27 protein-coding genes are annotated in these 24372 nt (G+C 71.6%); 6 read left to right on the forward strand and 21 right to left on the reverse strand.

What is annotated here, in order from left to right; genetic code table 11:
• Nucleotide 1: 1 nt before the first annotated feature.
• Genes LVO85_RS01690 through LVO85_RS01710 form a run of 5 tightly spaced genes read right to left on the reverse strand, consistent with a single transcriptional unit; the run spans nt 2 to nt 4868 of the window.
• Nucleotides 2-721, reverse strand: coding sequence for a DUF1353 domain-containing protein (locus LVO85_RS01690; protein WP_232745669.1), 720 nt, complete (start codon nt 719-721; stop codon nt 2-4).
• A gap of 10 nt (nt 722-731) precedes the next feature.
• The gene (locus tag LVO85_RS01695; protein WP_232745670.1) at nt 732-1055 is read right to left on the reverse strand and encodes a thiamine-binding protein; all 324 of its coding nucleotides are present in this window, start codon (nt 1053-1055) and stop codon (nt 732-734) included.
• 39 nt (nt 1056-1094) lie between these two features.
• On the reverse strand, nt 1095-2063 hold the full coding sequence (meaB, locus tag LVO85_RS01700; protein ID WP_232745671.1) for a methylmalonyl Co-A mutase-associated GTPase MeaB: 969 nt from the start codon (nt 2061-2063) through the stop codon (nt 1095-1097).
• Nucleotides 2060-3283, reverse strand: coding sequence for an acetyl-CoA C-acetyltransferase (locus tag LVO85_RS01705; protein ID WP_232745672.1), 1224 nt, complete (start codon nt 3281-3283; stop codon nt 2060-2062). The genes meaB and LVO85_RS01705 overlap by 4 nt, the downstream gene beginning before the upstream one ends.
• A 37-nt stretch (nt 3284-3320) precedes the next feature.
• Nucleotides 3321-4868 carry an amidohydrolase gene (locus tag LVO85_RS01710; RefSeq protein ID WP_232745673.1) on the reverse strand — a complete coding sequence of 516 codons (1548 nt, stop codon included), beginning with the start codon at nt 4866-4868 and terminating at the stop codon, nt 3321-3323.
• A gap of 122 nt (nt 4869-4990) precedes the next feature.
• Between LVO85_RS01710 and mce the strand changes: the two genes are divergently transcribed.
• Nucleotides 4991-5440 (forward strand): methylmalonyl-CoA epimerase, encoded by a 450-nt coding sequence (gene mce, locus LVO85_RS01715; RefSeq protein WP_232745674.1) that lies wholly within the window; start codon nt 4991-4993, stop codon nt 5438-5440.
• On the forward strand, nt 5437-6702 hold the full coding sequence (locus tag LVO85_RS01720; protein ID WP_232745675.1) for an AI-2E family transporter: 1266 nt from the start codon (nt 5437-5439) through the stop codon (nt 6700-6702). The genes mce and LVO85_RS01720 overlap by 4 nt, the downstream gene beginning before the upstream one ends.
• A gap of 11 nt (nt 6703-6713) precedes the next feature.
• Here the strand turns inward: LVO85_RS01720 and LVO85_RS01725 are convergent, their stop codons facing one another.
• Complete coding sequence (locus tag LVO85_RS01725) at nt 6714-7031, reverse strand: hypothetical protein (RefSeq protein ID WP_232745676.1); 318 nt, start codon at nt 7029-7031, stop codon at nt 6714-6716.
• Nucleotides 7031-8683: a 3-hydroxyacyl-CoA dehydrogenase family protein gene (locus LVO85_RS01730; protein WP_232745677.1), complete on the reverse strand. Its 1653-nt coding sequence runs from the start codon at nt 8681-8683 to the stop codon at nt 7031-7033. Before LVO85_RS01730 ends, LVO85_RS01725 begins: the two co-directional genes overlap by 1 nt.
• A gap of 40 nt (nt 8684-8723) precedes the next feature.
• On the opposite strand from LVO85_RS01730, the gene nucS reads away from it, so the two are divergent.
• Genes nucS through LVO85_RS01745 form a run of 3 tightly spaced genes read left to right on the forward strand, consistent with a single transcriptional unit; the run spans nt 8724 to nt 12128 of the window.
• Complete coding sequence (gene nucS / locus LVO85_RS01735) at nt 8724-9419, forward strand: endonuclease NucS (RefSeq protein ID WP_232745678.1); 696 nt, start codon at nt 8724-8726, stop codon at nt 9417-9419.
• 34 nt (nt 9420-9453) lie between these two features.
• Complete coding sequence (locus tag LVO85_RS01740) at nt 9454-10980, forward strand: gamma-glutamyltransferase (RefSeq protein WP_232745679.1); 1527 nt, start codon at nt 9454-9456, stop codon at nt 10978-10980.
• Between the two features lie 2 nt (nt 10981-10982).
• Nucleotides 10983-12128: a MalY/PatB family protein gene (locus tag LVO85_RS01745; RefSeq protein ID WP_232745680.1), complete on the forward strand. Its 1146-nt coding sequence runs from the start codon at nt 10983-10985 to the stop codon at nt 12126-12128.
• Here the strand turns inward: LVO85_RS01745 and LVO85_RS01750 are convergent.
• Nucleotides 12094-12480 (reverse strand): STAS domain-containing protein, encoded by a 387-nt coding sequence (locus tag LVO85_RS01750; RefSeq protein ID WP_232745681.1) that lies wholly within the window; start codon nt 12478-12480, stop codon nt 12094-12096. The two genes, LVO85_RS01745 and LVO85_RS01750, sit on opposite strands and share 35 nt — an antisense overlap.
• Before the next feature lie 215 nt (nt 12481-12695).
• On the opposite strand from LVO85_RS01750, the gene LVO85_RS01755 reads away from it, so the two are divergent.
• Nucleotides 12696-13322: a cob(I)yrinic acid a,c-diamide adenosyltransferase gene (locus tag LVO85_RS01755; RefSeq protein WP_232745682.1), complete on the forward strand. Its 627-nt coding sequence runs from the start codon at nt 12696-12698 to the stop codon at nt 13320-13322.
• Nucleotides 13323-13334: 12 nt separating this feature from the next.
• Here the strand turns inward: LVO85_RS01755 and LVO85_RS01760 are convergent, their stop codons facing one another.
• From LVO85_RS01760 to LVO85_RS01820, 13 genes are all read right to left on the reverse strand, one after another.
• Nucleotides 13335-13787, reverse strand: coding sequence for a DUF2550 family protein (locus LVO85_RS01760; protein WP_232745683.1), 453 nt, complete (start codon nt 13785-13787; stop codon nt 13335-13337).
• A 5-nt stretch (nt 13788-13792) separates the two neighbouring features.
• Complete coding sequence (locus tag LVO85_RS01765; RefSeq protein WP_232745684.1) at nt 13793-14074, reverse strand: F0F1 ATP synthase subunit epsilon; 282 nt, start codon at nt 14072-14074, stop codon at nt 13793-13795.
• A gap of 168 nt (nt 14075-14242) precedes the next feature.
• On the reverse strand, nt 14243-15700 hold the full coding sequence (gene atpD, locus LVO85_RS01770) for a F0F1 ATP synthase subunit beta (RefSeq protein ID WP_232745685.1): 1458 nt from the start codon (nt 15698-15700) through the stop codon (nt 14243-14245).
• A gap of 17 nt (nt 15701-15717) precedes the next feature.
• Nucleotides 15718-16617 (reverse strand): F0F1 ATP synthase subunit gamma, encoded by a 900-nt coding sequence (locus tag LVO85_RS01775; protein WP_232745686.1) that lies wholly within the window; start codon nt 16615-16617, stop codon nt 15718-15720.
• Between the two features lie 86 nt (nt 16618-16703).
• Entirely contained in the window at nt 16704-18341 is a 1638-nt protein-coding gene (gene atpA, locus LVO85_RS01780; protein ID WP_232745687.1) for a F0F1 ATP synthase subunit alpha, read from the reverse strand.
• A gap of 70 nt (nt 18342-18411) precedes the next feature.
• Nucleotides 18412-19221 carry a F0F1 ATP synthase subunit delta gene (locus LVO85_RS01785; RefSeq protein WP_232745688.1) on the reverse strand — a complete coding sequence of 270 codons (810 nt, stop codon included), beginning with the start codon at nt 19219-19221 and terminating at the stop codon, nt 18412-18414.
• The gene (locus LVO85_RS01790) at nt 19221-19823 is read right to left on the reverse strand and encodes a F0F1 ATP synthase subunit B (protein WP_408637660.1); all 603 of its coding nucleotides are present in this window, start codon (nt 19821-19823) and stop codon (nt 19221-19223) included. The genes LVO85_RS01785 and LVO85_RS01790 overlap by 1 nt, the downstream gene beginning before the upstream one ends.
• 55 nt (nt 19824-19878) lie before the next feature.
• A complete protein-coding gene (locus LVO85_RS01795; RefSeq protein WP_232745689.1) occupies nt 19879-20085 on the reverse strand; it encodes an ATP synthase F0 subunit C in 207 nt (68 codons plus the stop codon).
• Between the two features lie 80 nt (nt 20086-20165).
• On the reverse strand, nt 20166-20978 hold the full coding sequence (atpB, locus tag LVO85_RS01800; protein ID WP_232745690.1) for a F0F1 ATP synthase subunit A: 813 nt from the start codon (nt 20976-20978) through the stop codon (nt 20166-20168).
• A gap of 69 nt (nt 20979-21047) precedes the next feature.
• Nucleotides 21048-21323, reverse strand: coding sequence for an AtpZ/AtpI family protein (locus LVO85_RS01805; RefSeq protein WP_232745691.1), 276 nt, complete (start codon nt 21321-21323; stop codon nt 21048-21050).
• 19 nt (nt 21324-21342) lie between these two features.
• Nucleotides 21343-21723 (reverse strand): hypothetical protein, encoded by a 381-nt coding sequence (locus LVO85_RS01810; protein ID WP_232745692.1) that lies wholly within the window; start codon nt 21721-21723, stop codon nt 21343-21345.
• Between the two features lie 133 nt (nt 21724-21856).
• Nucleotides 21857-22963 carry a glycosyltransferase family 4 protein gene (locus tag LVO85_RS01815; RefSeq protein ID WP_232745693.1) on the reverse strand — a complete coding sequence of 369 codons (1107 nt, stop codon included), beginning with the start codon at nt 22961-22963 and terminating at the stop codon, nt 21857-21859.
• A 33-nt stretch (nt 22964-22996) separates the two neighbouring features.
• Nucleotides 22997-24289, reverse strand: a complete 1293-nt coding sequence (locus LVO85_RS01820) for a serine hydroxymethyltransferase (protein ID WP_232745694.1) — start codon at nt 24287-24289, stop codon at nt 22997-22999.
• Between the last annotated feature and the right edge of the window lie 83 nt (nt 24290-24372).

The following is a 24372-nucleotide window of genomic DNA, read 5'->3' on the forward strand; positions in this document are numbered from 1 at the left end:
CTCACCGTACCCGTCTGCCGCTCACGATCCGCTCCAGGGCGAGGTATGCCGCATACAGGGCCAGGAGCACGACGGTCACGTGCAGGAGCAGCGCCAGGGCGATGCCGATGATCATGCCCGCCTGCCGGCGCTCCCCCCAGGTGAGGGCCAGCAGGGCCGGGACCAGCACCGCGAAGACGGCCCCACCCACCAGCTCGGCGGCGAGCCCACGCTCCCCCATCCAGGGCAGGACGTCCCACACGTCCACGAGGTCGAGCGTCGCGACGACACCGAGCACGGTCACCGCTCCGAGCATCAGCAGGAGCACCGCACGGTCGCGCCACATGCGTCCCTCCCACATCGTGGCCGTGGTGACCGCCGCCCACATCAGCCAGGCCCGCACGCGTCCGGTGCCCAGCTCGACCATCGACTCCCGGAAGATGAGGTCGGCCTCGGTCCGGTCCACGGGTGGACCGAGGTAGTCGCCCTCCTCGACCAGGGCGTCGTGCACCACCGCCGCCGGCAGGAAGTCTCCGCTCCGGGGCACCAGCCAGGTGAACACCCTCGGCACCGACGCCAGGTCGGTCGAGAAGCGTGTGAGGTCGGCCGGCACGACGAAGGCCTCCTCGTAGTCGTCGGCGAGGTAGGCGATGCGACGCAGCAGGGTGAAGTCCCGTCCGTCGATGCTGCGCAGCTCCAGGCGCAGCGGGCCACCCTCGTCGGGGTCGAAGAACTCACCCATGGCCGAGCGCTCAGCCGCCGTGCGGGGGCTCGTCCTGCCCCAGGAGGGCGTCCACCCGGTCGACCTTGGCCTGCAGCTGCCCCTCATGGCCGGGCCGCAGGTCGGCCTTGAGCACCAGGCCCACCCTCGGCGAGTGCCGGGCGACCGCGTCACAGGCCTCCTTGACCACCGCCATGCACTCGTCCCACTCACCCTCGACGGTGGTGAACATGGAGGTGGTCTCGTGCGGCAGGCCCGAGGCCCGCACGACCCGCACGGCGTCGGCGACGGCGCGGCTCACCGACCCGTCGGCGTCGTCGGTGACAGCAGGCGAGATGGAGAAGGCGAAGAGCATGGGCTCACCGTAGCCGCCGGTGGCACGGCTCGCCCGGGCTCAGGTGAGGTCCGCGAGCACGCGTTCGGCAGCGGCATACGGGTCCAGCGCACCGGCAGCCACCTGCGCCGCGACGTCCGGCAGCGACGCGCCCGCGCTCAGGTCTCCCATCCGGGAGCGCAGCTCGGCCAGCACGATCGCCTCGACCTCGCGGGCAGCCCGACGCTCGCGGCGGGCACGCAGCTCGTCGTGCTCCTCCAGGTGTCCCAGGTGCTTGTCGAGCGCCTCCAGGAGCTCCTCGACCCCTTCGCCACGGTCGGCGATGGTCTTGACGACGGGTGGCCGCCAGAGCCCGGGCTCGGTGCGGTCGCCGAGGCTGATCATGTGCCGGATCTCGCGCACGGTCGCGTCGGCGCCGTCCCGGTCTGCCTTGTTGACGACGAAGACGTCACCCACCTCCAGGATGCCGGCCTTGGCCGCCTGCACACCGTCGCCCATCCCCGGGGCGAGCAGCACCACCGTCGTGTCGGCGAGACCGGCGATCTCGACCTCGCTCTGGCCCACGCCCACGGTCTCGATGACCACCACGTCACAGCCCGCGGCGTCGAGCACCCGCAGGGCCTGCGGCGTCGCCCAGCTGACCCCGCCGAGGTGGCCCCGGCTGGCCATCGACCGGATGTAGACCTCGGGGTCCAGTGCGTGGTCGACCATCCTGATCCGGTCGCCGAGCAGCGCGCCGCCGCTGAACGGCGAGGACGGGTCGACCGCCAGCACGCCGACCCGTTTGCCCTGCGCACGCAGGGCGGTCACCAGCATGGTGGTGGTCGTCGACTTGCCCACCCCGGGGCTGCCGGTGAGCCCGATGATCCGCGCCCTGCCGGTGTGGGGCGCCAGCGCCGCCATGACGTCGCGCAGCGCCGGGTCGGCGTTCTCGACCAGGGTGATCAGCCGGGCGACGGCGCGCGGCGCACCGGCCCTGGCCTGCTCGACCAGGGCCGGGACGTCGACCTCACGACGCGCGCGCCTCAAGGACGCCGGCCCGCGTCCTGCTGCGGCACGCGCACGATGAGCGCGTCGCCCTGCCCCCCGCCGCCGCAGAGTGCGGCCGCGCCGACGCCACCGCCGCGGCGCTGCAGCTCCAAGGCCAGGTGCAGCGCGATGCGCGCGCCCGACATGCCGATGGGGTGGCCGAGGGCGATGGCGCCGCCGTTGACGTTGACGATGTCGGGGTCCAGCCCGAGCTCGGCCGTGGAGGCCAGGCCGACGGCCGCGAACGCCTCGTTGATCTCGACCAGGTCGAGGTCGGTGGGCGCGATGCCCTCCTTGGCGCAGGCCGCGGCGATCGCCCGGGCCGGCTGGCTCTGCAGGGTGGAGTCGGGGCCGGCGACGACGCCGTGGGCACCGACCTCGGCCAGCCAGGAGAGCCCGAGCTCCTCGGCCTTGGCCCTGCTCATGACGACGACGGCGCAGGCACCGTCGCTGATCTGCGAGGCGGACCCGGCGGTGATGGTGCCGTCGGGACGGAAGGCGGGTCGCAGCCGCCCCAGCGACTCCACGGTGGTGTCCGCGCGGATGCCCTCGTCCCGGGCGAACACGACGGGCTCGCCCTTGCGCTGCGGGATGGACACCGGGGCGACCTCGGCGTCGAACACCCCCCGCTCCTGGGCGGCCGCCGCGAGCCGGTGGCTGCGAGCGGAGAAGGCGTCCTGCTCCTCGCGGCTGAACGCGCCGTTGTCACCGCAGTTGGCGGTCTCGGTCAGCCCACCCATGGCCTGGTCGGTGAAGATGTCCCAGAGACCGTCGTAGGCCATGTGGTCACGCATCGTCACGTCGCCGTACTTGAAGCCCGAGCGTGACCTCTCCAGCAGGTGCGGCGCGTTGGTCATCGACTCCATGCCACCGGCCACGACCACCTCGAGCTCCCCGGCCCGGATGAGCTGGTCGGCCAGGGCGATGGCGTCGATGCCGGACAGGCACACCTTGTTGATGGTCAGCGCCGGGACGTCCATCGGGACCCCGCCCTTGACCGCGGCCTGGCGCGCGGGGATCTGCCCGGCTCCGGCGGTCAGCACCTGGCCCATGATGACGTAGTCGACCTGGTCGCCGCTCACCCCGGCACGCTCCAGCGCGCCCGCGACGGCGACGCCCCCGAGGTCGGTGCCGGACATGTCCTTCAGCGAGCCGAGCAGGCGCCCCATGGGGGTGCGCGCTCCGGCGACGATCACGGACGTGGTGGAGTGGTGCGACATGTCTGGCCTCCCAGCGACGGCGGTGGTGACCGTCACTCTAACCGTCCAGCGAGGCCGCGACCGGCCCGCTCACCCGACCGGCCACGACGGTGCCCGCCACGGTCATCGCGAGCAGGGCCGAGGCCTGCTCGGAGGTGCTGCCGGACACCAGCGGGTCGGCGTCCAGGAGCACCAGGTCACCCCGGTCACCCGGGCGCACGCGCTGCCCGTCGACGGAGGCGGCCAGCGCCTGGTGGGGCGTGAGCGCCTGCTCCGGGTGCCAGGGCCCGGCCTCGACCGGGCCGCGGTGCACGGCGGTCGCCATCGCCAGCCAGGGGTCGAGGGGTGCCACCGGGGCGTCGGACCCGAGGGCGACCGGGATGCCGTGCTCGACCAGCCCGGCGACCACGAAGGCGCGGTCGGTCCGGTCCGGCCAGCACTGCTCGGTCACGACGCGGTCGTCGAGCAGGTGCCCGGGCTGGAGGCTCGCCGTGACCGGCAGCCGGGCCCAGCGTGGCAGGTCCTCGTGCCGCAGGAGCTGGGCATGCTCGATGCTCCCGCTGGCGCCGGTCGCCTCGAAGACGTCGAGCACCGCGGTCACGGCCGCGTCGCCGATGGCGTGCAGCGCTGCCCGCAGCCCGTGCTCGTGCGCCCGGCGCACCGCCTCGGTCATCTCCGCGACCGAGACGTTGGCACGACCTCGTGGGTGCTGGAGCGTGGAGCCGTCGGCATACGACTCGCAGCACCACGCGGTGCGCGTGTTGAGGGACCCGTCGGAGATGATCTTCAGCGGACCCTGGGTCACCAGCCCGTCGGTGCCGGGGACCGGGTCGCCGTCCCTGCGACCGGTGGCCAGGATCTCCTCGAGCCGCCCGGGGTAGACACCCGTGCGCACCCGCCAGGGGCCCACCCCGGCCGCGCACCGCCGCGGCCACTGCTCCCAGGTGCCGGCGAACTCCAGGTCGACGATGCCCACGACGCCTCGTCCGCGGGCCTGCGCCACCGCGTCCGCGACCCCCATCTCGGCCTCCTCCTGGGCCCGCGGGAGCCGGTCCAGCCGAGCGTAGATGCCGAACCACTCCTCCTCCTCGACGATGCCGTCGCGGAACGGCACACCGAGCAGGAGCAGCGCGGCGGAGTTGAGCCACCCGTGGTGCCCGTCACCGCTGATGAGCACCACCGGGGCGGACCCGGTGACGGCGTCGAGCTCGGCCACGTTGGGCTGCCGTCCCCACCCGGCCGAGCGGTGCCCCCACCCGGTGAGCACACCGGTCGGGGTGCGCGCACCGCCGTCGTCCAGGGCCCGCCTGACGAGTGCGAGCAGCTCCTCGGGAGAGCCCGTCCCCGACGTGTCCAGCCGGCTGCGGCTCAGCGACCACTGGGTCATGTGGACGTGGTGGTCCCACAGCCCCGGCACGACCCAGCGCCCCTCCGCCTCCAGGCGCGGCACCTCGCTGCCGACCTCGACGACGGGCGCGACCTCGACGACCCGGCCACCGCGGACCAGCACGTCCTGAGGCTCGGCGGGCGGGCCCGCGGGCGGGTGCGGCAGGTGGGGGTCGGCCAGGGGCACCACCCGGGCGCCGCGCAGCAGCAGGTCGTTCATGGCGGCACCGTATGCGGTGCGTCCGCGGCACTCCAGCCCGGGCCCGGCGGCCTGGCCTCAGGAGGCCCGCTGCCTTCGCGCCCCCGGTCCACGACGGGGCCCGAAGTGAGTAGTCTGCGGCCATGACCGGCCCGTGGCAGGACCTCGCCCCGCTCGTCCGTGCGATCGACCACGTCGGCATCGCCGTGGCCGACCTCGACGCCGCTGTGGAGTGGCACGCGAGGCACCTCGGCCTGGTGGTCGTGCACGAGGAGGTCAACGAGGAGCAGGGCGTGCGCGAGGCCATGCTCGCCCCACCGCACGCCGCTGCCGGGTCCGCCCAGCTGCAGCTGCTCGCGCCGCTGCGTCCCGACTCGGCCATCGGCCGCTTCCTGGACCGCTCCGGTCCGGGCCTGCAGCAGCTCGCCTACCGCGTCGACGACGTCGACCTGGCCACGCGCATGCTGCGCGCCAAGGGCCTGCGGCTGCTCTACGACGAGGCTCGCCGCGGCACCGGCGGCAGCCGCATCAACTTCGTCCACCCCAAGGACGCCGGCGGCGTGCTCGTCGAGCTGGTGGAGCCGCCGGTGTGACCGGTCAGGACCGGGACCGCCCGCGTCTGCGCGTCCCGGACGCCCTCAACCCCGCGACGGTGCCGCGTGCCGGCCGGCGGGCGGTGCAGCGCTGGCACGACTACCGGGAGCGACAGCTCGAGCTGCTGGCCGAGAGCAACGAGCTGCGCCGCGAGATGTGGGAGCACCCGCAGCAGCAGGCTCCGCTCCCCCAGGTCGAGGCGCCGGACCACACGCCCCGCTCGGTCAGCCTGGCCGCGCCCTTCTTCATCGGCTTCGTGGGCGCCCTGGGCGTCCTGACCGCCGTGTTCCTGGCGGGCAACCTCTCCCGGCTGTCCACGGTGCTGACCTTCCTCGTCGTGGCGATCTTCCTGACGCTGGTGCTCAACCCCATCGTCGAGGTCTTCGTGCGTCGTGGCACCAGCCGCCAGTTCGGGGTGCTCGTCGTCTTCGTCGGGCTGCTCGCGGTCTTCGTCGCCCTCGGCTACCTCGTGGCGCCGCCCGTCGTCGACCAGACGACCACGCTCGTCGAGCGCACGCCGCGCTACCTCGAGGACCTGTCGACCACGCCGTGGGTCACCCGTCTGGACGAGCAGTACGCCGTGTCCGACCGACTCATCGAGGAGCTGGAGAACCGGGTCACGGACAGCACGTTCATGACGACCATCTTCGGCGGCGTCCTGGGAGCAGCCGGGTGGCTGGCCGGCGGGCTGATCGGCTTCGGCTTCGCGTTGTTCCTCACGCTCTACCTCCTGGCCACCCTGCCCTCGGTCAAGGAGGCGACGTACAAGCTGGTGCCCGCCAGCCGGCGCCCTCGCGTCATCGCCCTGGCCGAGGAGGTGATGCGCCGGGTCGGCGCCTACGCCCTGGGCCAGGGTGCCGTCGCCACGATCAACGCCTTCTGCTCCTGGGTGCTCCTGGAGATCCTGGACCTGCCCTACCCCGTCGTGCTCGCCGTGCTGGTCGGCCTCCTGGGCCTGATCCCCCTCGTCGGAGCCACGCTGGGCGCCACCATCGTGGCGACCGTGGCGCTGGTCCAGGACCCCACGCTGGCCCTGGTCGTCGTCATCTACTACATCGTCTACCAGCAGATCGAGAACTACCTCATCGTGCCGAGGGTGATGTCCCGGACCGTCTCCGTGCCGGGGGCGGTGACGCTCGTCGCGGTGCTCGTCGGCGGCACCCTGCTGGGCGTGCTCGGCGCCCTCATCGCGATCCCGGTCGCCGCAGGGCTGCTGCTGGTCTACGAGGAGGTCGTCGTGCCGCGCCAGTCGCGGCTGTGACCGTCACGACCTCAGGCGAAGGCCCCACCAGGGCGTCGGCGCTCGCGTGCTGCCCAGCACGGCGTGTGCCAGTGCCGGCGGTTGTCGATGCCCTGCATGGCGTCCTCGGGCCACACGACCGTATGCGGTGTCACCGCCCCCACCTGCTGCTGGCAGCCCGGGCACAGGTAGCTGCGGCCGGAGTCGTTGCCCCGCACCTCCCGCACCGACCACACCTGGCCCGCGTAGCGCGTCGTGGCGACCTGTCCCCCGCGCGCGGCGGGGGCCGACGGCGGGCCGCCGCCGGGGCGGGGACGCCCGCCCCGGCGACGCCGGTTGGACCGGGGCATCAGCCCTGGGTGAAGGGCCGATCGAGCAGGGCGTGCTCCACCAGCAGCGGCGACGGCGCCAGATGCGGCTGGAAGCCGTCGCTGCCGGTGAGCATGTCCTCGCAGACGGACAGCACCTCGTCGGCACCGATGTGGTCGATCATGGCGAACGGCCCCATCGGGTAGCCCAGACCGAACCGGGTCGCGGTGTCGATGTCGTCGACGCTCGCATAGCCCTGGTCGAGCATCCGCACCGCGTCGTTCAGGTGCGGCACCAGCAGTGCGTCGACGACCAGACCCGTGCGGTCGCGGCAGACGACCGGCTCGGCGCCCAGTGCCGTGACCACGCCACGGAGGGTGTCGACCACGGACCGGGCGGTGACGCCGGTGCGGCCGATCTCCACGACCTGTCCGTTGCCGGTGGGGGCGTGCATGCGCAGCACCGCCGTCTCCTCCGGTCGTCCCGACAGGGCTGCGAGCGCCACGGCGGAGTAGGTGTTGGCGGTGGCCAGGATCGTCCCCGGACGGGTGACCTGCCCGAGCTCGGAGAAGAGCTCGTCGACGTCACGTCCGGGCAGCTCGGCACCGTCCCCGTCGTCGGGCTCCGCCTGGGCCTCGACCACCAGGTCGACCCCCGCCACCGGGGAGAGGTCGGACACGTCGGCCAGGCGGATGACGGCATACCCGGCCTCGGTCAGCCGGGAGTCGAGCTCCTGGGCGAGGGCGCCGTCCCCCAGGACCGCGACGCTGTCGACCGCAGGCGGGCGCACCTCGGCCGGGGTGGACCTGTCGGGGACGACCTGGCCGCCACCGGGCTGCGCGTAGCTGTAGAACCCCTGGCCGCTCTTGCGCCCCAGCCGCCCGGCGGTGACCATCTGCTGGAGCATCGCGCTCGGCGCGTGCAGGGGGCTGCGGCTGTGCCCGTAGATCACGTCGCCGATGTGGTCGCACACGTCGAGGCCGATGAGGTCCATGAGCGTCAGCGGCCCCATGGGCAGGCCGGCCCCCACGCGCATCGCCGTGTCGAGGTCCTCGCGGCTGACATGCCCGTGCTCCAGCATGCGCATGGCGGAGTTGAGGTAGCCGAAGAGCAGGTAGTTGGCCACGAAGCCGGCCCGGTCCCCGACCACGACCGGGCTCTTGCCCATCTCGCGGGCGAGGGCGACGACCGCCTCGGTGACCTCCGGCTCGGTGCTCAGCGTGGTGACCACCTCGACGAGCCGGAGCACAGGCGCGGGGTTGAAGAAGTGCATGCCCACGACCCGCCCGGGGAGGGCCGTGGCGGCCGCGACCTGCGTGATCGACAGGCTCGAGGTGTTGCTGGCCAGCACGGCGTCCTCCCGCACGATCCCGTCGAGCCGCCCGAAGACGTCACGCTTGAGGTCTATCGTCTCGGGCACCGCCTCGACCACCAGGTCGGCCGGAGCGAGCGCCGCCATGTCGGTGGTGATGGTGACCCGGTCGAGGATCTCCTGCCTGCCCGCCTCGTCGAGCCTGCCCTTGGCGACGGCCCGGTCGGTGGACCCGGCGAGGATCGCCCTGCCCCGCTCGGCGAACTCCTCGGTGGTCTCGACCCCGATCACCGTGCGCCCGCCCCGGGCGAAGACCTCCACGATGCCGGCACCCATCGTGCCGAGTCCGATCACGCCGACGGTGCTGATGTCGCTAGCCATGCGCCGATCCTCTCACCCCGGCGGGCTAGGGTGGTGCCCCGTGCGCGTGGTGATCGCAAGATGCAGTGTCGACTACGAAGGTGCGCTGCAGGCACACCTGCCTCCGGCGACCCGGCTGCTGATGGTCAAGGCCGACGGCTCGGTGCTGGTCCACTCCGACGGGGGCTCCTACAAGCCGCTCAACTGGATGGCGCCCCCGTGTGCCATGAGTGAGGTCGAGCCGGACGACGCCGAGCGCGAGGAAGGGGTCTGCGCGGTGTGGCTGGTCCGGCACGGCAGACGCGAGGACACGCTGCGCATCCGGCTCCACGAGGTCCTCAGCGACAGCTCGCACGACCTCGGGGTCGACCCCGGGCTGGTCAAGGACGGGGTCGAGGCGCAGCTGCAGGCGCTGCTCGCCCAGCACATCCAGACGCTGGGCGCCGGGTGGAGCCTGCTGCGGCGCGAGTTCCCCACCGCGATCGGCCCCGTCGACATCCTGTGCCGGGACAGCACCGGGGCCACGGTCGCGGTCGAGATCAAGCGGCGCGGCGACATCGACGGGGTCGAGCAGCTCACCCGCTACCTCGAGCTGCTCAACCGTGACCCTCACCTCGCCCCGGTGGCCGGCGTCTTCGCCGCGCAGGCGATCCGTCCACAGGCCCGCACCCTCGCACTGGACCGCGGCATCCGCTGCGTCACCCTGGACTACGAGGCGCTGCGGGGGATGGACGACGCGGAGCACCGGTTGTTCTGAGCACCGGGGTCCCCCGATGGGGCACAATCGCGGCATGACGCGACAGGCCGCGATCGCCGCCCCCAACCCGATCTCCGCCCAGGCGGGACAGGTGGCGCTGTCACACGGCGGCACCGCCGTCGACGCCGCGATCGCCGCGATGGTCGCCGCCTGCGTCTCCGAGCCCGGGCTGATCAGCCCGCTCGGGGGGTGCTACATCAACATCTGGCCTGCCGACGCCGAGCCTGTGGTCGTCGACGGCAACGTGGAGATGCCCGGGCGTGGTGCCCCACGGGAGCGCTTCGGCCAGGGGATGATCGAGTGCGTGACGACCTACGGCGGCGGCCTGACGACCTACGCCGGCCCCGGCTCCGTCGCGACGCCCGGGATGCTCGCGGCCATGGGCTGGGCGCACCGGCATCACGGCCGTGCGCCCTGGCCGGCGCTGTTCGACCCGGCCGTCCGGGCGGCACGCCAGGGCTTCCCGGTGAGCCCGACGGCCGGCTCCTACAGCGAGCTGGTGTCCTCCACCATCTTCGGCTGGGACCCCGTCACCCGCGCTGTCTACACCCATGACGGGCACGGGCTGACCCCCGGCCACATCATCACCGACGACGACCTGGCGGACACGCTCGAGCAGATCGGCGCCGAGGGCGCGGGCACCGCGTACTCCGGTGACCTGGCCCGCGTCATCGCGGAGGACATGGCGCAGCGCGGCGGCCTGCTCACCCTGGAGGACCTGCAGGCCTACCGTCCGGTGGTCCGCCCCGCGCTGCGCACCAGGCTCGGCGAGTGGGACCTTGCGTGCAACCCGCCGCCCTCGATCGGTGGGCCGGTGCTCACCGCCATGCTGCGGCTGCTCGGCTCCTACGGCACACCGGTCACCCCCGTCGACGCGGCACGCGTGATGCGCCGGGTGCTCGACCTGCGGCTGCAGCGCATCGACATCGCCCCCGACCTCGAGGTCGCCGGCCACGCGCTGCTCCGGGACATCCACGGTGGCGCCGGCCTGGGGCTGCCGACGTCGGCCTCGACAGCGCACGTCTCCGTGGTCGACAGCGACGGCACGGCGTGCGCGGTCACGGCGTCCTCCGGCTACAGCTCGGGCATGACGATCCAGGGCACGGGCATGCTCGCCAACAACGCCCTCGGAGAGCCCGAGCTGAACCGGCGCGGCCTGCACGCCCTGGAGCCAGGCACCAGGATGGCCTCCAACATGGCGCCCACCACGGGTCGCAGCGACTCCGGCGACCGGCTCGCGATCGGCACTCCCGGCGCCGACCGGATCACCACGGCGCTCACACAGGTGCTGCTCCACGTCTGCCTGCACGGGGAGAGCCTGCAGGAGGCCATCGACCGGCCCCGCCTGCACGTCCGCCACCTCGACGACGACACGGTGCGGATCGACCACGAGCGGGACGCCGAGCTGTCCACCGTCCTCACCGAGGTGGGGCTGCCGCTCTACGAGCACGAGCCGCATGCGATGTTCTTCGGAGGTGTCGGCGGCGCCCTGCGCCAGCCGGACGGCGCCCTGAGCGCCGGGGCCGACCCGCGCCGGGCCGCTGCAACGGCCGTGGGCTGACGATGCGCGACCTCACCGACGAGCAGCTGCGGGCCTCAGGCCTGCTGAAGTGGGCCGTCGACGGTCCCGGGGTCATCCCCGCCTGGGTCGCCGAGATGGACATGCCGGTGCCCGACGTGGTCCGCGACGCCGTGCTCGCCCACGCTGCCCAGGGGGTCTTCGGCTACGCCGACCCGCGTGGACGTCACGAGGTCATCGAAGCGCTCGCCGGGTTCGCACTCGAGCGCTGGGGCCTGCAGGTCGACCCCCACCGGGTGCTCCTGACCGGTGACGTCATGGAGGGCATGCGGCTCACGCTGCACCACCTCACCGACGGGGGTCCGGTCATCGTCCCGACACCCGTCTACCCACCCTTCCTCGTGACCGTGCGCGACCTGGGCAGACAGGCGGTGGAGGTGCCGGTCGACCCGGACGCCGACCGTGCCGAGCTCGACGTGGCCGGCATCGAGCGGGCCGCGCGCGACGGGGCGCGGACCCTGCTGCTGTGCCATCCGCACAACCCGGTGGGCCGGTGCTGGACCCGCAACGAGCTGGAGGCGGTGCGTGACGCCGTCGAGCCGCACGGGGTGCACGTCGTCAGTGACGAGATCCACGCCCCGCTGACGCTGCCCGGCGTCGCCTTCACCCCCTACGCCGCCGTCGCCTCGCCCGACGCCCCGGTCACCACCCTGATGTCGGCCACGAAGGCGTTCACGATGCCCGGCCTGCGCTGCGCCCAGGTGGTCAGCCAACGGCTGGAGGACCACCGGCGCCTCACGCACCTGCATCCCGTGCTCAACCACGGCATGACCACGCTCGGGCAGATCGCCACCGCGACCGCCTACCGCGCCGGCGGTCCGTGGCTCGACGAGGTGCGCACCCGGATCGCCGGCAACCATGTGCTCTTCCGTGAGCTCATGGCCCAGGACCTGCCGGCGGTGCGCATCCGGGCGGCGGAGGCGACCTACCTCGCCTGGCTCGACGTGCGGGCCCTCAGCTGCCCCGACCCGGTGGGTGGGGCCCTGCGGGCCGGTGTGCGCATCGACGGCCAGGACTACGGCGCCGGTGGCGCAGGGCACGTGCGGGTCAACCTGGGCACGTCACCCGAGCGCGTGCGCGAGATCGTGCGCAGGCTCAGCGCACCTGCGGCAGGGTGGGCAGCGACCTGACCGTCCGACCTCCGGCGACCGTGCCGGCCACCGGTGCGTCCAGCCGCGCGAGCACCAGGTGGAGCTTGGTCAGCCGCAGCAGGCGCTCCAGCCGCTCGGACGTCTCGGCGATGACGAGACGGCGGCCCCGACGCACGGCGCGGTGGTGTGCACCCACCAGCACGCCCAGCCCCGTCGCGTCGTGGACCTCGGCCTCGCCGAGGTGCAGGACGAGGTCGCCCTCGCCGGTGTCGAGCACCCGCTGCAGGGTCACCCGCAGGTCCGGCACGGTGTGCACGTTCAGCGCACCCCGCAGACGGACCACCCCCGGTGTCTCGACATCGATGTCGAGGTCCCCCCATGTTGCTGTCATTGCGGCTCCAAGCTCTCGTGGACAGCGTCCCTGCCCCGTTTCTACTGGCAAACAGGAGTCCGCGCACCCGCTTTTCGGGACAAACGCGTCACGATTGCATCACGATTGTGACTCATCTCTCCCGGATGCCCAGAGTTCACCCTGCCGTGCTGCCGTGACCCAGGGACGAGCCGGTCGATGACGCCCGGCGAGGCACCGTCTGCGAGGATGCGGTCATGGTGACCTTGTCTCGGATCTACACACGCACCGGTGACGACGGGACGACCTCCCTCGGCGACTTCAGCCGCACCGACAAGAACGACCCACGTCTTGTGGCCTACGCCGACACGGACGAGGCCAACGCGGCCATCGGGGTCGCCGTCACCTGCGGCGGGCTGTCCGAGCAGGTGCGCGCCACGCTGCTGCGCATCCAGAACGACCTCTTCGACGTGGGGGCCGACCTGTGCACCCCCCTGCGCACTGCCTACGAGCACCCGCCACTGCGCGTGCAGGCGCGTTGGGTCGACGAGCTCGAGCAGGACTGCGACACCTACAACGAGGGGCTGCCCACGCTGCGCTCCTTCGTGCTTCCCGGCGGCACCCGCGGGTCTGCCCACCTCCACGTCGCCCGCACCGTCACCCGCCGCGCGGAGCGCTCGGCCTGGGCCGCCGTCACCGCACACGGGTCCGAGCCCGCCCTCCCGGAGGCCGAGAAGGGCATCGGCGGTGTCAACCCGCTCACCGCGACCTACCTCAACCGGCTGTCCGACCTCCTGTTCATCCTGTCCCGCGTGGCCAACACGGACGACGGCGGCGACGTGCTGTGGCAGCCCGGTGGCGGCCGCGCCGAGCCGCAGGCCTGACGAGGGTCCCCCTCAGGCGACGTTGGAGTTCCATCCCGGCGGGGCCGCCTCGACCCACGCACGCAGAGCGGTGTAGTGCTCCTCGGTCAGGGCCAGCCAGAAGCTCGTGGCGCCGTACCGGCACGGGACGGCCATGAGCGGCACGTCCGGCAGCCTGTCCGAGACGTCCCTGCCGTCGACCTGGTCGGCGAACCCCAGGTCGAGGCCCACCCTGGCCCAGCGGTGCTGGGTCGTCATCGACAGGCCGCCCGGCCGCCGGTGCACGAGCAGGTCGCCCTCGTAGTGCAGCACGCCGACGGCCCATGGGTCGTCCTCGGCGGCCCGGTAGCCGCACGTGATGGGCTGGCTGGCCGAGTGCGGCGGCCCCGCGAAGCGCGAGAAGGCCCACCACCCCAGACCCACGAGGACGACGGCAGCCAGGATCGCCATCACCACCAGCAGGACCGAGGGGAGGGCGTCCGTCATGGGCGTCAGCGACCACCCGGCGTGACGAGTCCCTCGGCGTCGACCGTGTCGGCGACGATGGTCACCCGGTCGTTGTCCACGGACAGGAAGCCGCTGTCGATGACAGCCGTGCCGTCGCCGGACGGCGCGTGCACACGCACCTCACCGCTCACCAGCGTGGCCAGCAGCGGAGTGTGCCCGGGCAGGATGCCCAGCTCCCCCTCGGTGCTGCGGGCGCTGACCATGGTGGCCTCGCCCTCCCAGACCTTGCGGTCGGCCGCCACGAGTTCGACCTGCAGATGGCTCACGGGTGTGGTGTCCTCTCGGATCGGGGTGGGCAGGGTTGGAAGTGTATCGCCCCTGCCCGGGAGTGCCGGGACGCCAGACGGCGACCACGGCGGGCCGGGTCCGGCCGCACACGCGGTGAGGGGACCCGGCCCGTGGGGGTGGATGGTCGGGGGCTCAGCCCCCGACGGTCAGCTCTTCTCCAGCTCCGCGGCCTGACGCTCCACGTCCTCCAGGCCTCCGCACATGAAGAACGCCTGCTCGGGCAGGTGGTCGTACTCACCGTCGGCCACCTTGGTGAACGCCTCGACCGTCTCCGACAACGGCACGGTCGAGCCCTCGATGCCGGTGAACTGCTTGGCCACGTAGGTGTTCTGCGACAGGAAGCGCTGGATGCGCCGAGCGCGCCCGACGAGGATCTTGTCCTCCTCGGAGAGCTCGTCGATGCCCAGGATGGCGATGATGTCCTGCAGCTCCTTGTACCGCTGCAGGATGGACTTGACCCGAGCAGCCGTGTCGTAGTGCTCCTGGCTGATGAAGCGCGGGTCCAGGATGCGGCTGGTCGAGGCCAGCGGGTCCACCGCGGGGTAGATGCCCATCGAGGCGATCGGACGGGACAGCTCGGTCGTCGCGTCCAGGTGGGCGAAGGTCGTCGCCGGCGCCGGGTCGGTGTAGTCGTCGGCCGGGACGTAGATCGCCTGCATCGAGGTGATCGAGTGGCCGCGCGTGGAGGTGATGCGCTCCTGCAGCACACCCATCTCGTCGGCCAGGTTGGGCTGGTAGCCCACCGCGGACGGCATCCGGCCCAGCAGCGTGGACACCTCGGAGCCGGCCTGGGTGAAGCGGAAGATGTTGTCGATGAAGAGCAGCACGTCCTGCTTCTGCACGTCGCGGAAGTACTCCGCCATCGTCAGCGCCGACAGCGCGACCCTCAGGCGGGTGCCCGGGGGCTCGTCCATCTGGCCGAACACCAGGGCGGTCTGCCCGAGGACGCCGGCCTCCTCCATCTCCACGATGAGGTCGTTGCCCTCGCGGGTGCGCTCACCCACGCCGGCGAAGACCGACACACCACCGTGGTCGCGGGCGACGCGGGCGATCATCTCCTGGATGAGCACCGTCTTGCCGACGCCGGCACCACCGAACAGGCCGATCTTGCCGCCCAGCACGTACGGCGTCAGCAGGTCGATGACCTTGATGCCGGTCTCGAACATCTGGGTCTTGGACTCGAGCTGGTCGAAGGCCGGCGCCTGGCGGTGGATGCCCCAACGCTCGCTGACCTCGAGGGTCTCCCCCTCGCCCAGGTTGAGGCAGTCACCGGTCGCGTTGAACACCCTGCCGAGCGTGACGTCGCCGACCGGCACGGAGATGGGGCCGCCGGTGTCCTGCACCGCGGCGCCACGGACGAGGCCGTCGGTGGGCTGCAGCGAGATCGCCCGCACCATGTTGTCGCCGATGTCCTGCGCGACCTCGAGGTTGATGTTCTTGCTCTCGCCGCCGAGCTCCACCTGCGTGGTGAGGAGGTTGTACATCGAGGGGATCTGTCCGGGCGGGAACTCGACGTCGACGACCGGACCGATGATCCGCGAGAGCCGGCCGACTCCGCCCTGGTTCTGCTCCTGCGAGGGAGCCTCAGTGGTAGCAGTGCTCATGGTTCAGTGCTTCCTTCTCACTTGGCGTCGGCGAGGGCGCTGGCGCCGCCCACGATTTCGCTGATCTCTTGGGTGATCTCGGCCTGGCGGGCCTGGTTGGCCAGCCGGGTGTAGGTCTTGATGAGCTCGTCGGCGTTGTCGGTCGCCGACTTCATCGCCCGCTGACGGGCGGCGAGCTCGGAGGCCGCCGACTGCAGCAGCGCGTTGTAGATGCGTGACACGACGTACTTCGGCAGCAGGGCGTCGAGCACCTGCGTGCCACTGGGCTCGAAGTCGTAGAGCGGGATGAGCTCGTGCTCCTCCGGCGCCTCCACACCCTCGACGACCTCCAGCGGCAGGAGCCGCAGCACCTGCACCTCCTGGGTGACCATGTTGACGAACCGCGTGTAGACGACGTGGATCTCGTCCACCCCGCCGCCGTCGGCTCCGGCGATGAAGTCCTCGGTGATCCGCTCGGCGATGGCCTTGGCGGCCTCGAAGGTCGGCTTGTCGGAGAAGCCCGACCAGCTGGTCTCGAAGTCACGCCGGCGGAACCTGTAGAAGCCCTCGGCCTTGCGCCCGCACAGGTAGGGGACGACCTCGCGGCCGTCCTCCTCCAGCATCGTGCGCAGCTGCTCGCTGCGCTTGAGCACGGTGGCCGAGTAGGCGCCGGCCAGGCCGCGGTCACTGGTGATGACCAGCATGCCGGCCCGTCGGGCGTCGGGCCGCTCGGTGGTCAGCGGGTGGTCCACGTCCGAGTGCGTCGCGACGGCCGACACGGCCCGGGTGATCGACCGTGCGTACGGCGAGGTCTCCTGGACCCGCTGCCGTGCCTTGACGACCCGAGAAGCGGCAATCAGCTCCATCGCCCGAGTGATCTTCTTCGTCGACTGGACGGATCTGCTGCGCTGGCGGTACTCCCGCTGCTGCGCTCCCATGTCTCGCCTCTCCTTCTCGAACCTTGCCCGGTGCGCACGAAGTGCGACCGCCGCGGTCCCGCCTGCTGGACGGGACCGCCCGCGGGTCAGCGCTTCTGACGCGTGATCTGTGCCTGGTTGACGTCGTCGTCCTCGAGCGCCTCGACGTCCTCGTCCGCCGGGGCCTCCGGCGCGTCCTCGGTCGGACGGAACTGCTCCTTGAACGAGGCCATGGCCTCCTCCAGGGACGCCCGGGTGTCGTCGCCCAGCTTCTTCGTCTCGCGGATGCCGGCGAGCAGGCCGTCGTGCTCACGACGCAGCATCTCCACGAACTCGCGCTCGAAACGGCGCACGTCGGGGACCGGGACGGAGTCCAGGTGCCCCTGGGTGCCCGCCCAGATGATCGCGACCTGCTCCTCGACCGCGATCGGCGAGGACTGCGGCTGCTTGAGCAGCTCCACCATGCGGGCCCCGCGCTCGAGCTGGGCCCGCGAGGCGGCGTCCAGGTCGGAGGCGAACATCGCGAAGGCCTCCATCTCGCGGAACTGCGCGAGGTCGACCTTGAGGCGACCCGAGACCTCCTTCATCGCCTTGATCTGGGCGGCACCACCGACGCGGGACACCGAGATGCCGACGTCGATCGCGGGGCGGACGTTGGAGTTGAACAGGTCGGACTGCAGGTAGATCTGGCCGTCCGTGATCGAGATGACGTTGGTCGGGATGTAGGCCGACACGTCGCCCGCCTTGGTCTCGATGATCGGCAGACCCGTCATCGACCCCGCACCCAGGTCGTCCGAGAGCTTCGCGCAGCGCTCGAGCAGGCGCGAGTGCAGGTAGAAGACGTCACCCGGGTAGGCCTCGCGGCCCGGCGGGCGGCGCAGCAGCAGCGACACGGCCCGGTAGGCCTCGGCCTGCTTCGACAGGTCGTCGAAGACGATGAGGACGTGCTTTCCCTGGTACATCCAGTGCTGGCCGATCGCCGAGCCGGTGTACGGGGCGAGGTACTTGAAGCCGGCGGAGTTCGACGCCGGGGCGGCGACGATGGTGGTGTAGTCCATCGCGCCGGCCTCCTCCAGGGTCCCCCGCACCGAGGCGATGGTGGAGCCCTTCTGGCCGATGGCGACATAGATGCAGCGCACCTGCTTCTCGGGGTCGCCCGACTCCCAGTTGGAGCGCTGGTTGAGGATTGTGTCCACCGCGACCGTGGTCTTGCCGGTCTGGCGGTCGCCGATGATGAGCTGACGCTGGCCACGGCCGATCGGGATCATCGAGTCGATGGCCTTGATGCCGGTCTGCAGCGGCTCGTGCACCGACTTGCGGTGCATGACCGAGGGCGCCTGGAGCTCCAGGGCACGTCGGCCCTCGCTCTGGACCTCACCGAGGCCGTCGATGGGGTTGCCCAGGGGGTCGACCACGCGACCGAGGTAGCCGTCGCCGACCGGGACGGACAGGACCTCCCCGGTGCGCCGCACCTCCTGGCCCTCGTCGATGCCGGAGAACTCGCCCAGCACGACGACGCCGATCTGGTGCACGTCGAGGTTGAGGGCCAGGCCCAGGGTGCCGTCCTCGAACTGCAGCAGCTCGTTGGTCATCACCGAGGGCAGGCCCTCGACATGGGCGATGCCGTCACTGGCATCGGCCACGCGCCCGACCTCCTCACGAGAGGCGGCGCCCGGCTGGTAGGACTGGACGAAATGGTCCAGCGCGTCGCGGATCTCCTCCGGACGGATCGTCAGCTCCGTCATTGTCTTCTCCTCATTGGTGCCCCGATCTTGTCCTCGGAGCAGGTCAGGTGCGTGGGTGGTGGATGGTGGCTCAGCTGGAGAGACGACGTCGCGCGTCGTCCAGACGACTGCTGATCGTGCCCTCGATCACTTCGTCACCGATCTCGACGCGGATCCCTCCGATGACGGAGGGGTCGATCACGATGTTGGCGTGGACCTGGCGCCCGTACTGCCGCGACAGCGCCGCGACCAGCCGGTCCACCTGGGCCTCGGTCAGCGGCGCCGCGCTCGTCACGACCGCCGTCACCTGCTGCTGCCGCCGAGCGGCAGTCGCCAGGTAGGACTCGATGGTGCGGCCGAACCGTTCGGTGCGGGTGGCCACGGCGTGCGAGGCCAGGCGCACCGTCTCCGGTGCTGCCTTGTCGGACAGCAGCTGCCTGACCAGGTTGCTCTTGGACGCGACCGGCGCTCGCGGGTCGGTCAGAGCGGCCTGCAGGCGGTCGTCACCCGCCACGATCCGCTGGAAGCGGAACAGCTCGTCCTCGACGCGCCCCAGCCGGCCCGCACGCTGGGCGTTGGCCAGGAAGGCCTCCACCGACAGCGCCTCGAGGGCCACCGGGAGGTCGCTGGAGTCGTTCCACCGCTGTGCTGCGACGGTACGAGCGACGTGCTGGGCAGGGTCGCCCACGCGGCCCGCGAAGAGCCTGTCGACGAGCCCGGCGCGCTCCCGCCCCTCACGCGAGGGGTCGGCCAGTGCTCGGCGCAGCGTGCCGGAGCCGCTGACGGTGCCGGCCACGGCCAGCAGGTCCTCGGCCAGGGCCACGGCGTCACCGCTGCTGGTCAGCGCCTCCTCGAGGGCTGCTCGTGAGAGCGCCATCGCGTTGCGGGAGGGGCCCTGCATCAGGACTCCTGCCCCGTGCCGACCTGGGTGCGCTGCACGTCGCCGGCCTCGAGCTCGGCCAGGAACCTGTCGATGACCCCGGTCTGTCGCGCCTGGTCGTGCAGCGACTCGCCGACGATGCGGCTGGCCAGGTCGGTGGAGATCTGGCCGACCTCGCCGCGCAGCGAGACCATGGCCTGCTGGCGCTCCGCCTCCACCTGCTTGTGGGCCGTCTCGGTGATCCGGGCAGCCTCGGCCTGCGCCTGCTGCCGCATCTCCGCCACGATCGCGGCGCCCTGCTCCTTGGCCTCCTCGCGGATGCGAGCGGCTTCGTCACGGGCTCCCGCGAGCTGGGCGACATACTCCTGTCGCGCCGCCTCTGCCTCGGCCTGCGCCTGCTCGGCCTGCTCCATGCCGCCCTCGATGGCTGCGGTGCGGTCCGCGTAGGCCTTCTCCAGGTTGGGCACGACCTTGCTCTTCACGACGAAGTACAGGATCGCGAACGCGACGAGCCCGAAGAAGAGCTCGGGCAGGTAGGGCAGGATCGGGAGTGCGGACGCCTCGGGGTCGTCAGCGGCAGTCACCACCGCCACGGTGGTCAGGGTGTCAGCAAAGGGCTGCACAGTGTCTCCTCATGTTCGACGCCACGCCGGAACCAGCGACTGCGTCCCGGGTGAGTCAGAGTCGGATGAAGAAGAGGACCAGGCCGAAGATCGCGAGCGCCTCGGCCAGGGCGAAGCCCAGGATGGCGATCGGGCGCAGCAGGTTGCTGGCCTCGGGCTGGCGGGCCACACCGTTGATGTAGGCGGCGAAGATCAGGCCCACGGCGATGGCGGGGCCGATCGTGGCGAGGCCGTAGCCGATCAGAGTTACGTCACCAGTCACGTCAGTTCTCTTTCTATGTGTTGTCCCGGCGGCGAAGACCGCCGGCGGCAAGGGTATTCAGTTGTGGGTCGGGGGCGGAGTCAGTGCTCGTCCGCCAGTGCTCCGCCGATGTAGGAGGCGGCCAGGAGCACGAAGACGTAGGCCTGCAGGAACTGCACCAGTGCCTCGAACAGCACCATGGCGAAGGACATGATCCAGGCCGGGATGGCCACCGCAGTGAGGAAGCCCCCCTGCGTGAAGAGCTCCCAGGCGCCCAGCGTGAACACCAGGAGCAGCATGTGGCCGGCGAACATGTTGCCGAACAGTCGCAGCGCCAGGGTGAGCGGGCGGGTGATGAAGAAGGTGATGAGCTCCAGCACGAAGATGGCCGGCGCGATCCAGGCGGGCAGGCCCGGGGGGATCATGAACTTGAAGTAGCCCACGACTCCGTGCTTCTGCACACCGATCCAGTGGTAGACCACGTAGATGACCAGCGTGAGGGCGATCGGGAAGCCGATGCGACCGAAGGTCGGCAGCTGGATGGGCGGGATGATGCCGGCCCAGTTGTTGGCCAGGATCAGCACGAACATCGCGAACAGCAGCGGCACGAAGCGCATGAACTCCTTGCTGCCGATCATGTCGCGGGCGACGTCGTTGCGCACGAAGTCGTAGACCTTCTCGGTGAACCACTGGCCCTTGCTGGGAACGACGGCGGCGCGCTTGGTCGTGGCCACGAGCCACCAGGAGAGCAGCCCCACGGACAGCGCCATCACGACCATGGGCCGGGTGATGGCCAGCGTCATCTCCATGCCGAGGATCTCGACCGTCCCGAAGTTCACCAGCGGCTGCCAGAACGTCGAGGGAGACGGCGGGAAGTCGGCCATCGGCACGGGGAGGGCCGAAGTCAGGATCACTGGTTCTCCTTGGTCCTACGGGCTGCGGAGTGGGCACGCCCCGATCGCGACAGCGCGCGGGTGGGGAGGTCAGGGTGAACCATACCGGAGCCAGACGACGTAGAGCGACAGGGCCATCCCCACCAGAAGACCCACGACAACCAGGAAGGCGGTGTCCCACCACCGGTCCAGCAACCAGCCCAGACCGCCGAAGGTGACCGGTCCGCCGATGAGGTAGGAGACGACGGTGGTGGCCGCGTCGGTCTCCTTGGAGTGGCCGGTCACCTCGTGTCTCGGAGGCAGGGGGTCGCCCTTGGGTCTCGGAGGCAGGGGGTCACCCTTGGGCCGCGGGGTGCTGTCGTCCATGCGGCCCATCATCGCAGCCTCAGGGCAGGGGTGGGTCGACGAAGAGGGTGCGGGCGCGGAGGAAGCCGGTGACCTGACCGACCTGGTGCGCCAGGGCGGTGGCCAGCAGACCGACCGCCGCGGCGAGGGGGTCGACCCACGGCAGCTCACGGACGACCAGGACAGCGCTGACCAGCAGCAGCAGCTGTATGAGGTACACGGTCAGCGCCCCGACCACCGCCGCGCCCGGGAGGTGGTCGAGCAGCAGCCCGATCGCCCACGACCCGCTGAGGAAGGCCGCCAGCGCGATGGCGGCCCCCAGCGCTGCCGACCCGGCCGCCCCCGGCCCGCGCAGCACGCCGAGGGCGAGGGTGCAGAGCAGCGCGACCGGGAGCGCCCAGCGCAGAGCGGAGCGCTGCATGGCAGTGACGACGGGGTGGACGGGTGGGGAGGGGGCAGCGCGGCCGCCACGCTGTGCGGGGGGACGGCCTGAGCGCTGGGAAGGGGATGGCATCAAGCCCCGATCATGACGCCAGGACCCCTTGTGAAAAAATTCACAAGGGGGTCGGTCCGACCTTGCGGCTCCAGGGCTGCCAGGTCAGCGCGACCGCAAGGAGCAGGGCCAGGACCATCCCGACGACGGTCACCCAGACCGGCACGTAGGCGATCGACACCGCGCCGACGGCGATGAGTGCCGACCACAGGTAGAGCAGTCCGACGGCCCGTCGGTGGCTGTGTCCAATCTTGAGCATCTGGTGGTGGATGTGGTGTGCGTCGGGCTTCCACGGGGAGTCCCCGCGTCGGGTGCGTCTGACCACGGCGAGCGCCATGTCGAGGATGGGCAGAGCCATGATCGCGACCGGCAGCAGCAGGGGCAGCATGAAGGCGGCCAGGGTCGACGTGGTCGCCACGCTGGAGTTGGGGTCGACGCTGCCCGTCATCGAGATCGTCGCCGCCGAGAGCAGCAGCCCCAGCAGCAGAGCCCCCGCGTCGCCCATGAACAGCCGGGCGGGGTGGAAGTTGTGCGGAAGGAAGCCGATGCAGCAGCCCATCAGTGCCGCGGTGATGAAGGTGGCCGTCGAGAAGACGTTGGGAGGGTCGAAGGCCCGGCTCACGAGGTAGGTCCAGGCGAAGAACGTGCCGGCCGAGATGAACACCACGCCGGCCGCGAGCCCGTCGAGGCCGTCGACGAAGTTCACCGCGTTGCAGGAGACCACCACGATCAGGATGGTCAGCGCCACGAGGACGGGCTCGGGCAGCACCGTCACGCCGAAGATGGGCAGGCCCAGCAGCTGCACCCCGAAGAACGCGAGGACCGCTCCGGCCACGACCTGCCCCGCGAGCTTGGTGAGCCAGTCGAGGTCGCGCACGTCGTCCAGCGCCCCGAGCACCGTGATGATCGTCGCGCTGAGGAGCACCCCCATCAGCTCCGGGGTGTCGAACAGCTGACCGAGGTAGGGCAGGCGGCTGCCGACGAGCACCGCGACCGCGAAGCCGACCAGCATCGCCACCCCGCCCAGGCGGGGCGTCGGGACGGCGTGGACGTCGCGGGCGCGCACCGGTGTGACGGCGCCGACGACGACCGCGAGGCGGCGGACGATGGTCGTCGCGACATACGTGAAGACCGCTGCGGTCAGCAGGATCAGCAGGTACTCGCGCATCGCTCACCTCCCCCGGCCGCCCGGGACGTGTCGTCAGGGGTGCGGGTAGGCCGGGTGGGAGGCGAGCAGGTCGGTCACCTCGGCGCGGATCGCCCGGGCCCCTGCATGGTCGGGGTCCCCGTCGGTCGTCGTCACCGCCCGGTGGATGAGGTCGGCCACGACGGTCATGTCGTCGGTGCCCATGCCCTGCGTCGTCAGCGACGGCGTGCCGACCCGGATGCCGGAGGCGATGTTGGGCTTCTCGGGGTCGAAGGGGATGGCGTTCTTGTTGAGCACGATGCCCGCGGCCTCGCAGCGCAGCTCCGCGTCGGCGCCGGTGACCCCGACGCCGCGCAGGTCGTGCAGCGACAGGTGGGTGTCGGTGCCGCCGGTGATCGGCCGGATGTCCCGCTCCCCCAGGCCCGCCGCCAGGGACCGGGCGTTGGCGATGACCTGGCGGGCGTACTCCTGGTAGGCCGGCGTGGCGCACTCGGCGAAGTTGACCGCCTTGGCGGCCACACCGTGCATGAGCGGCCCTCCCTGCATCATCGGGAAGACGGCCCGGTCGACCTTGGCCGCGTGCTCGGCCTTGCACACGATCGCTCCGCCGCGGGGGCCCCGCAGCACCTTGTGGGTGGTGAAGCTGACGACGTCGGCGTGCGGCACGGGCGAGGGGATCGCCTGGCCGGCGACGAGGCCGATGAAGTGGGCGGCGTCCACCCAGAAGACGGCGCCGGCCTCGTCGGCGATCTCGCGGAAGGCCGCGAAGTCGATGAGACGCGGGATGGCCGAACCCCCGGCGATGATGAGCTTGGGCCGGTGCTCCAGCGCCAGGTCGCGCACCTGGTCGTAGTCGATGTCCTCGGTCTCCGGGTCCACGCCGTAGTGCACGGCGTTGAACCACTTGCCCGAGAAGGAGACCTTGAAGCCGTGCGTCAGGTGGCCGCCGTGGTCCAGCGACATGCCCATGATGGTGTCGCCCGGTGCGGCGAAGGCTCCGTAGACCGCCTGGTTGGCGCTGGCTCCGGAGTGAGGCTGCACGTTGGCGTGGTCCGCCCCGAACAGTGCCTTGGCGCGCTCGATGGCGAGCTTCTCGACCTTGTCGACCTCCGAGCACCCTCCGTAGTAGCGCTTGTCGGGGTAGCCCTCGGCGTACTTGTTGGACAGCGTCGACCCCAGCGCCGCCAGGACGGCCGGGCTGGTCTGGTTCTCGCTGGCGATGAGCTGCAGCCCGGCACGCTGCCGGTCCAGCTCGCTCACCAGGAGCTCGGCGACCTGCGGGTCGCTGTCCACCAGCGCCGCGAAACTCGGGCCGTAGTACGTCTCGGGCGTGACCTCGTTGCTCACTGGGCTCTCCTGCTCGGCGGGGCCGGAGCTCGTCCGGCAGTGCGGTCCAACTGTATGCGGTGGGAACGCGGCACGGGGCGCGG

Source organism: Ornithinimicrobium sediminis (assembly GCF_021272345.1).
GTDB classification, from domain to species: domain Bacteria; phylum Actinomycetota; class Actinomycetes; order Actinomycetales; family Dermatophilaceae; genus Ornithinicoccus; species Ornithinicoccus sediminis_B.

Bases quoted from the DNA above. Each gene is read 5' to 3' on its own strand.
- atpD (WP_232745685.1), bottom strand. From the start codon at position 15,700: ATGAGCACTGCTACCACTGAGGCTCCCTCGCAGGAGCAGAACCAGGGC.
- atpA (WP_232745687.1), bottom strand. From the start codon at position 18,341: ATGACGGAGCTGACGATCCGTCCGGAGGAGATCCGCGACGCGCTGGAC.
- LVO85_RS01750 (WP_232745681.1), bottom strand. From the start codon at position 12,480: ATGACAGCAACATGGGGGGACCTCGACATCGATGTCGAGACACCGGGG.
- LVO85_RS01745 (WP_232745680.1), top strand. From the start codon at position 10,983: ATGCGCGACCTCACCGACGAGCAGCTGCGGGCCTCAGGCCTGCTGAAG.
- LVO85_RS01740 (WP_232745679.1), top strand. From the start codon at position 9,454: ATGACGCGACAGGCCGCGATCGCCGCCCCCAACCCGATCTCCGCCCAG.
- LVO85_RS01690 (WP_232745669.1), bottom strand. From the start codon at position 721: ATGGGTGAGTTCTTCGACCCCGACGAGGGTGGCCCGCTGCGCCTGGAG.
- LVO85_RS01755 (WP_232745682.1), top strand. From the start codon at position 12,696: ATGGTGACCTTGTCTCGGATCTACACACGCACCGGTGACGACGGGACG.
- LVO85_RS01705 (WP_232745672.1), bottom strand. From the start codon at position 3,283: ATGTCGCACCACTCCACCACGTCCGTGATCGTCGCCGGAGCGCGCACC.
- LVO85_RS01695 (WP_232745670.1), bottom strand. From the start codon at position 1,055: ATGCTCTTCGCCTTCTCCATCTCGCCTGCTGTCACCGACGACGCCGAC.
- LVO85_RS01775 (WP_232745686.1), bottom strand. From the start codon at position 16,617: ATGGGAGCGCAGCAGCGGGAGTACCGCCAGCGCAGCAGATCCGTCCAG.
- LVO85_RS01785 (WP_232745688.1), bottom strand. From the start codon at position 19,221: ATGCAGGGCCCCTCCCGCAACGCGATGGCGCTCTCACGAGCAGCCCTC.
- LVO85_RS01815 (WP_232745693.1), bottom strand. From the start codon at position 22,963: ATGCGCGAGTACCTGCTGATCCTGCTGACCGCAGCGGTCTTCACGTAT.
- LVO85_RS01805 (WP_232745691.1), bottom strand. From the start codon at position 21,323: ATGGACGACAGCACCCCGCGGCCCAAGGGTGACCCCCTGCCTCCGAGA.
- LVO85_RS01810 (WP_232745692.1), bottom strand. From the start codon at position 21,723: ATGCAGCGCTCCGCTCTGCGCTGGGCGCTCCCGGTCGCGCTGCTCTGC.
- LVO85_RS01760 (WP_232745683.1), bottom strand. From the start codon at position 13,787: ATGACGGACGCCCTCCCCTCGGTCCTGCTGGTGGTGATGGCGATCCTG.
- mce (WP_232745674.1), top strand. From the start codon at position 4,991: ATGACCGGCCCGTGGCAGGACCTCGCCCCGCTCGTCCGTGCGATCGAC.
- LVO85_RS01725 (WP_232745676.1), bottom strand. From the start codon at position 7,031: ATGCCCCGGTCCAACCGGCGTCGCCGGGGCGGGCGTCCCCGCCCCGGC.
- LVO85_RS01730 (WP_232745677.1), bottom strand. From the start codon at position 8,683: ATGGCTAGCGACATCAGCACCGTCGGCGTGATCGGACTCGGCACGATG.
- LVO85_RS01710 (WP_232745673.1), bottom strand. From the start codon at position 4,868: ATGAACGACCTGCTGCTGCGCGGCGCCCGGGTGGTGCCCCTGGCCGAC.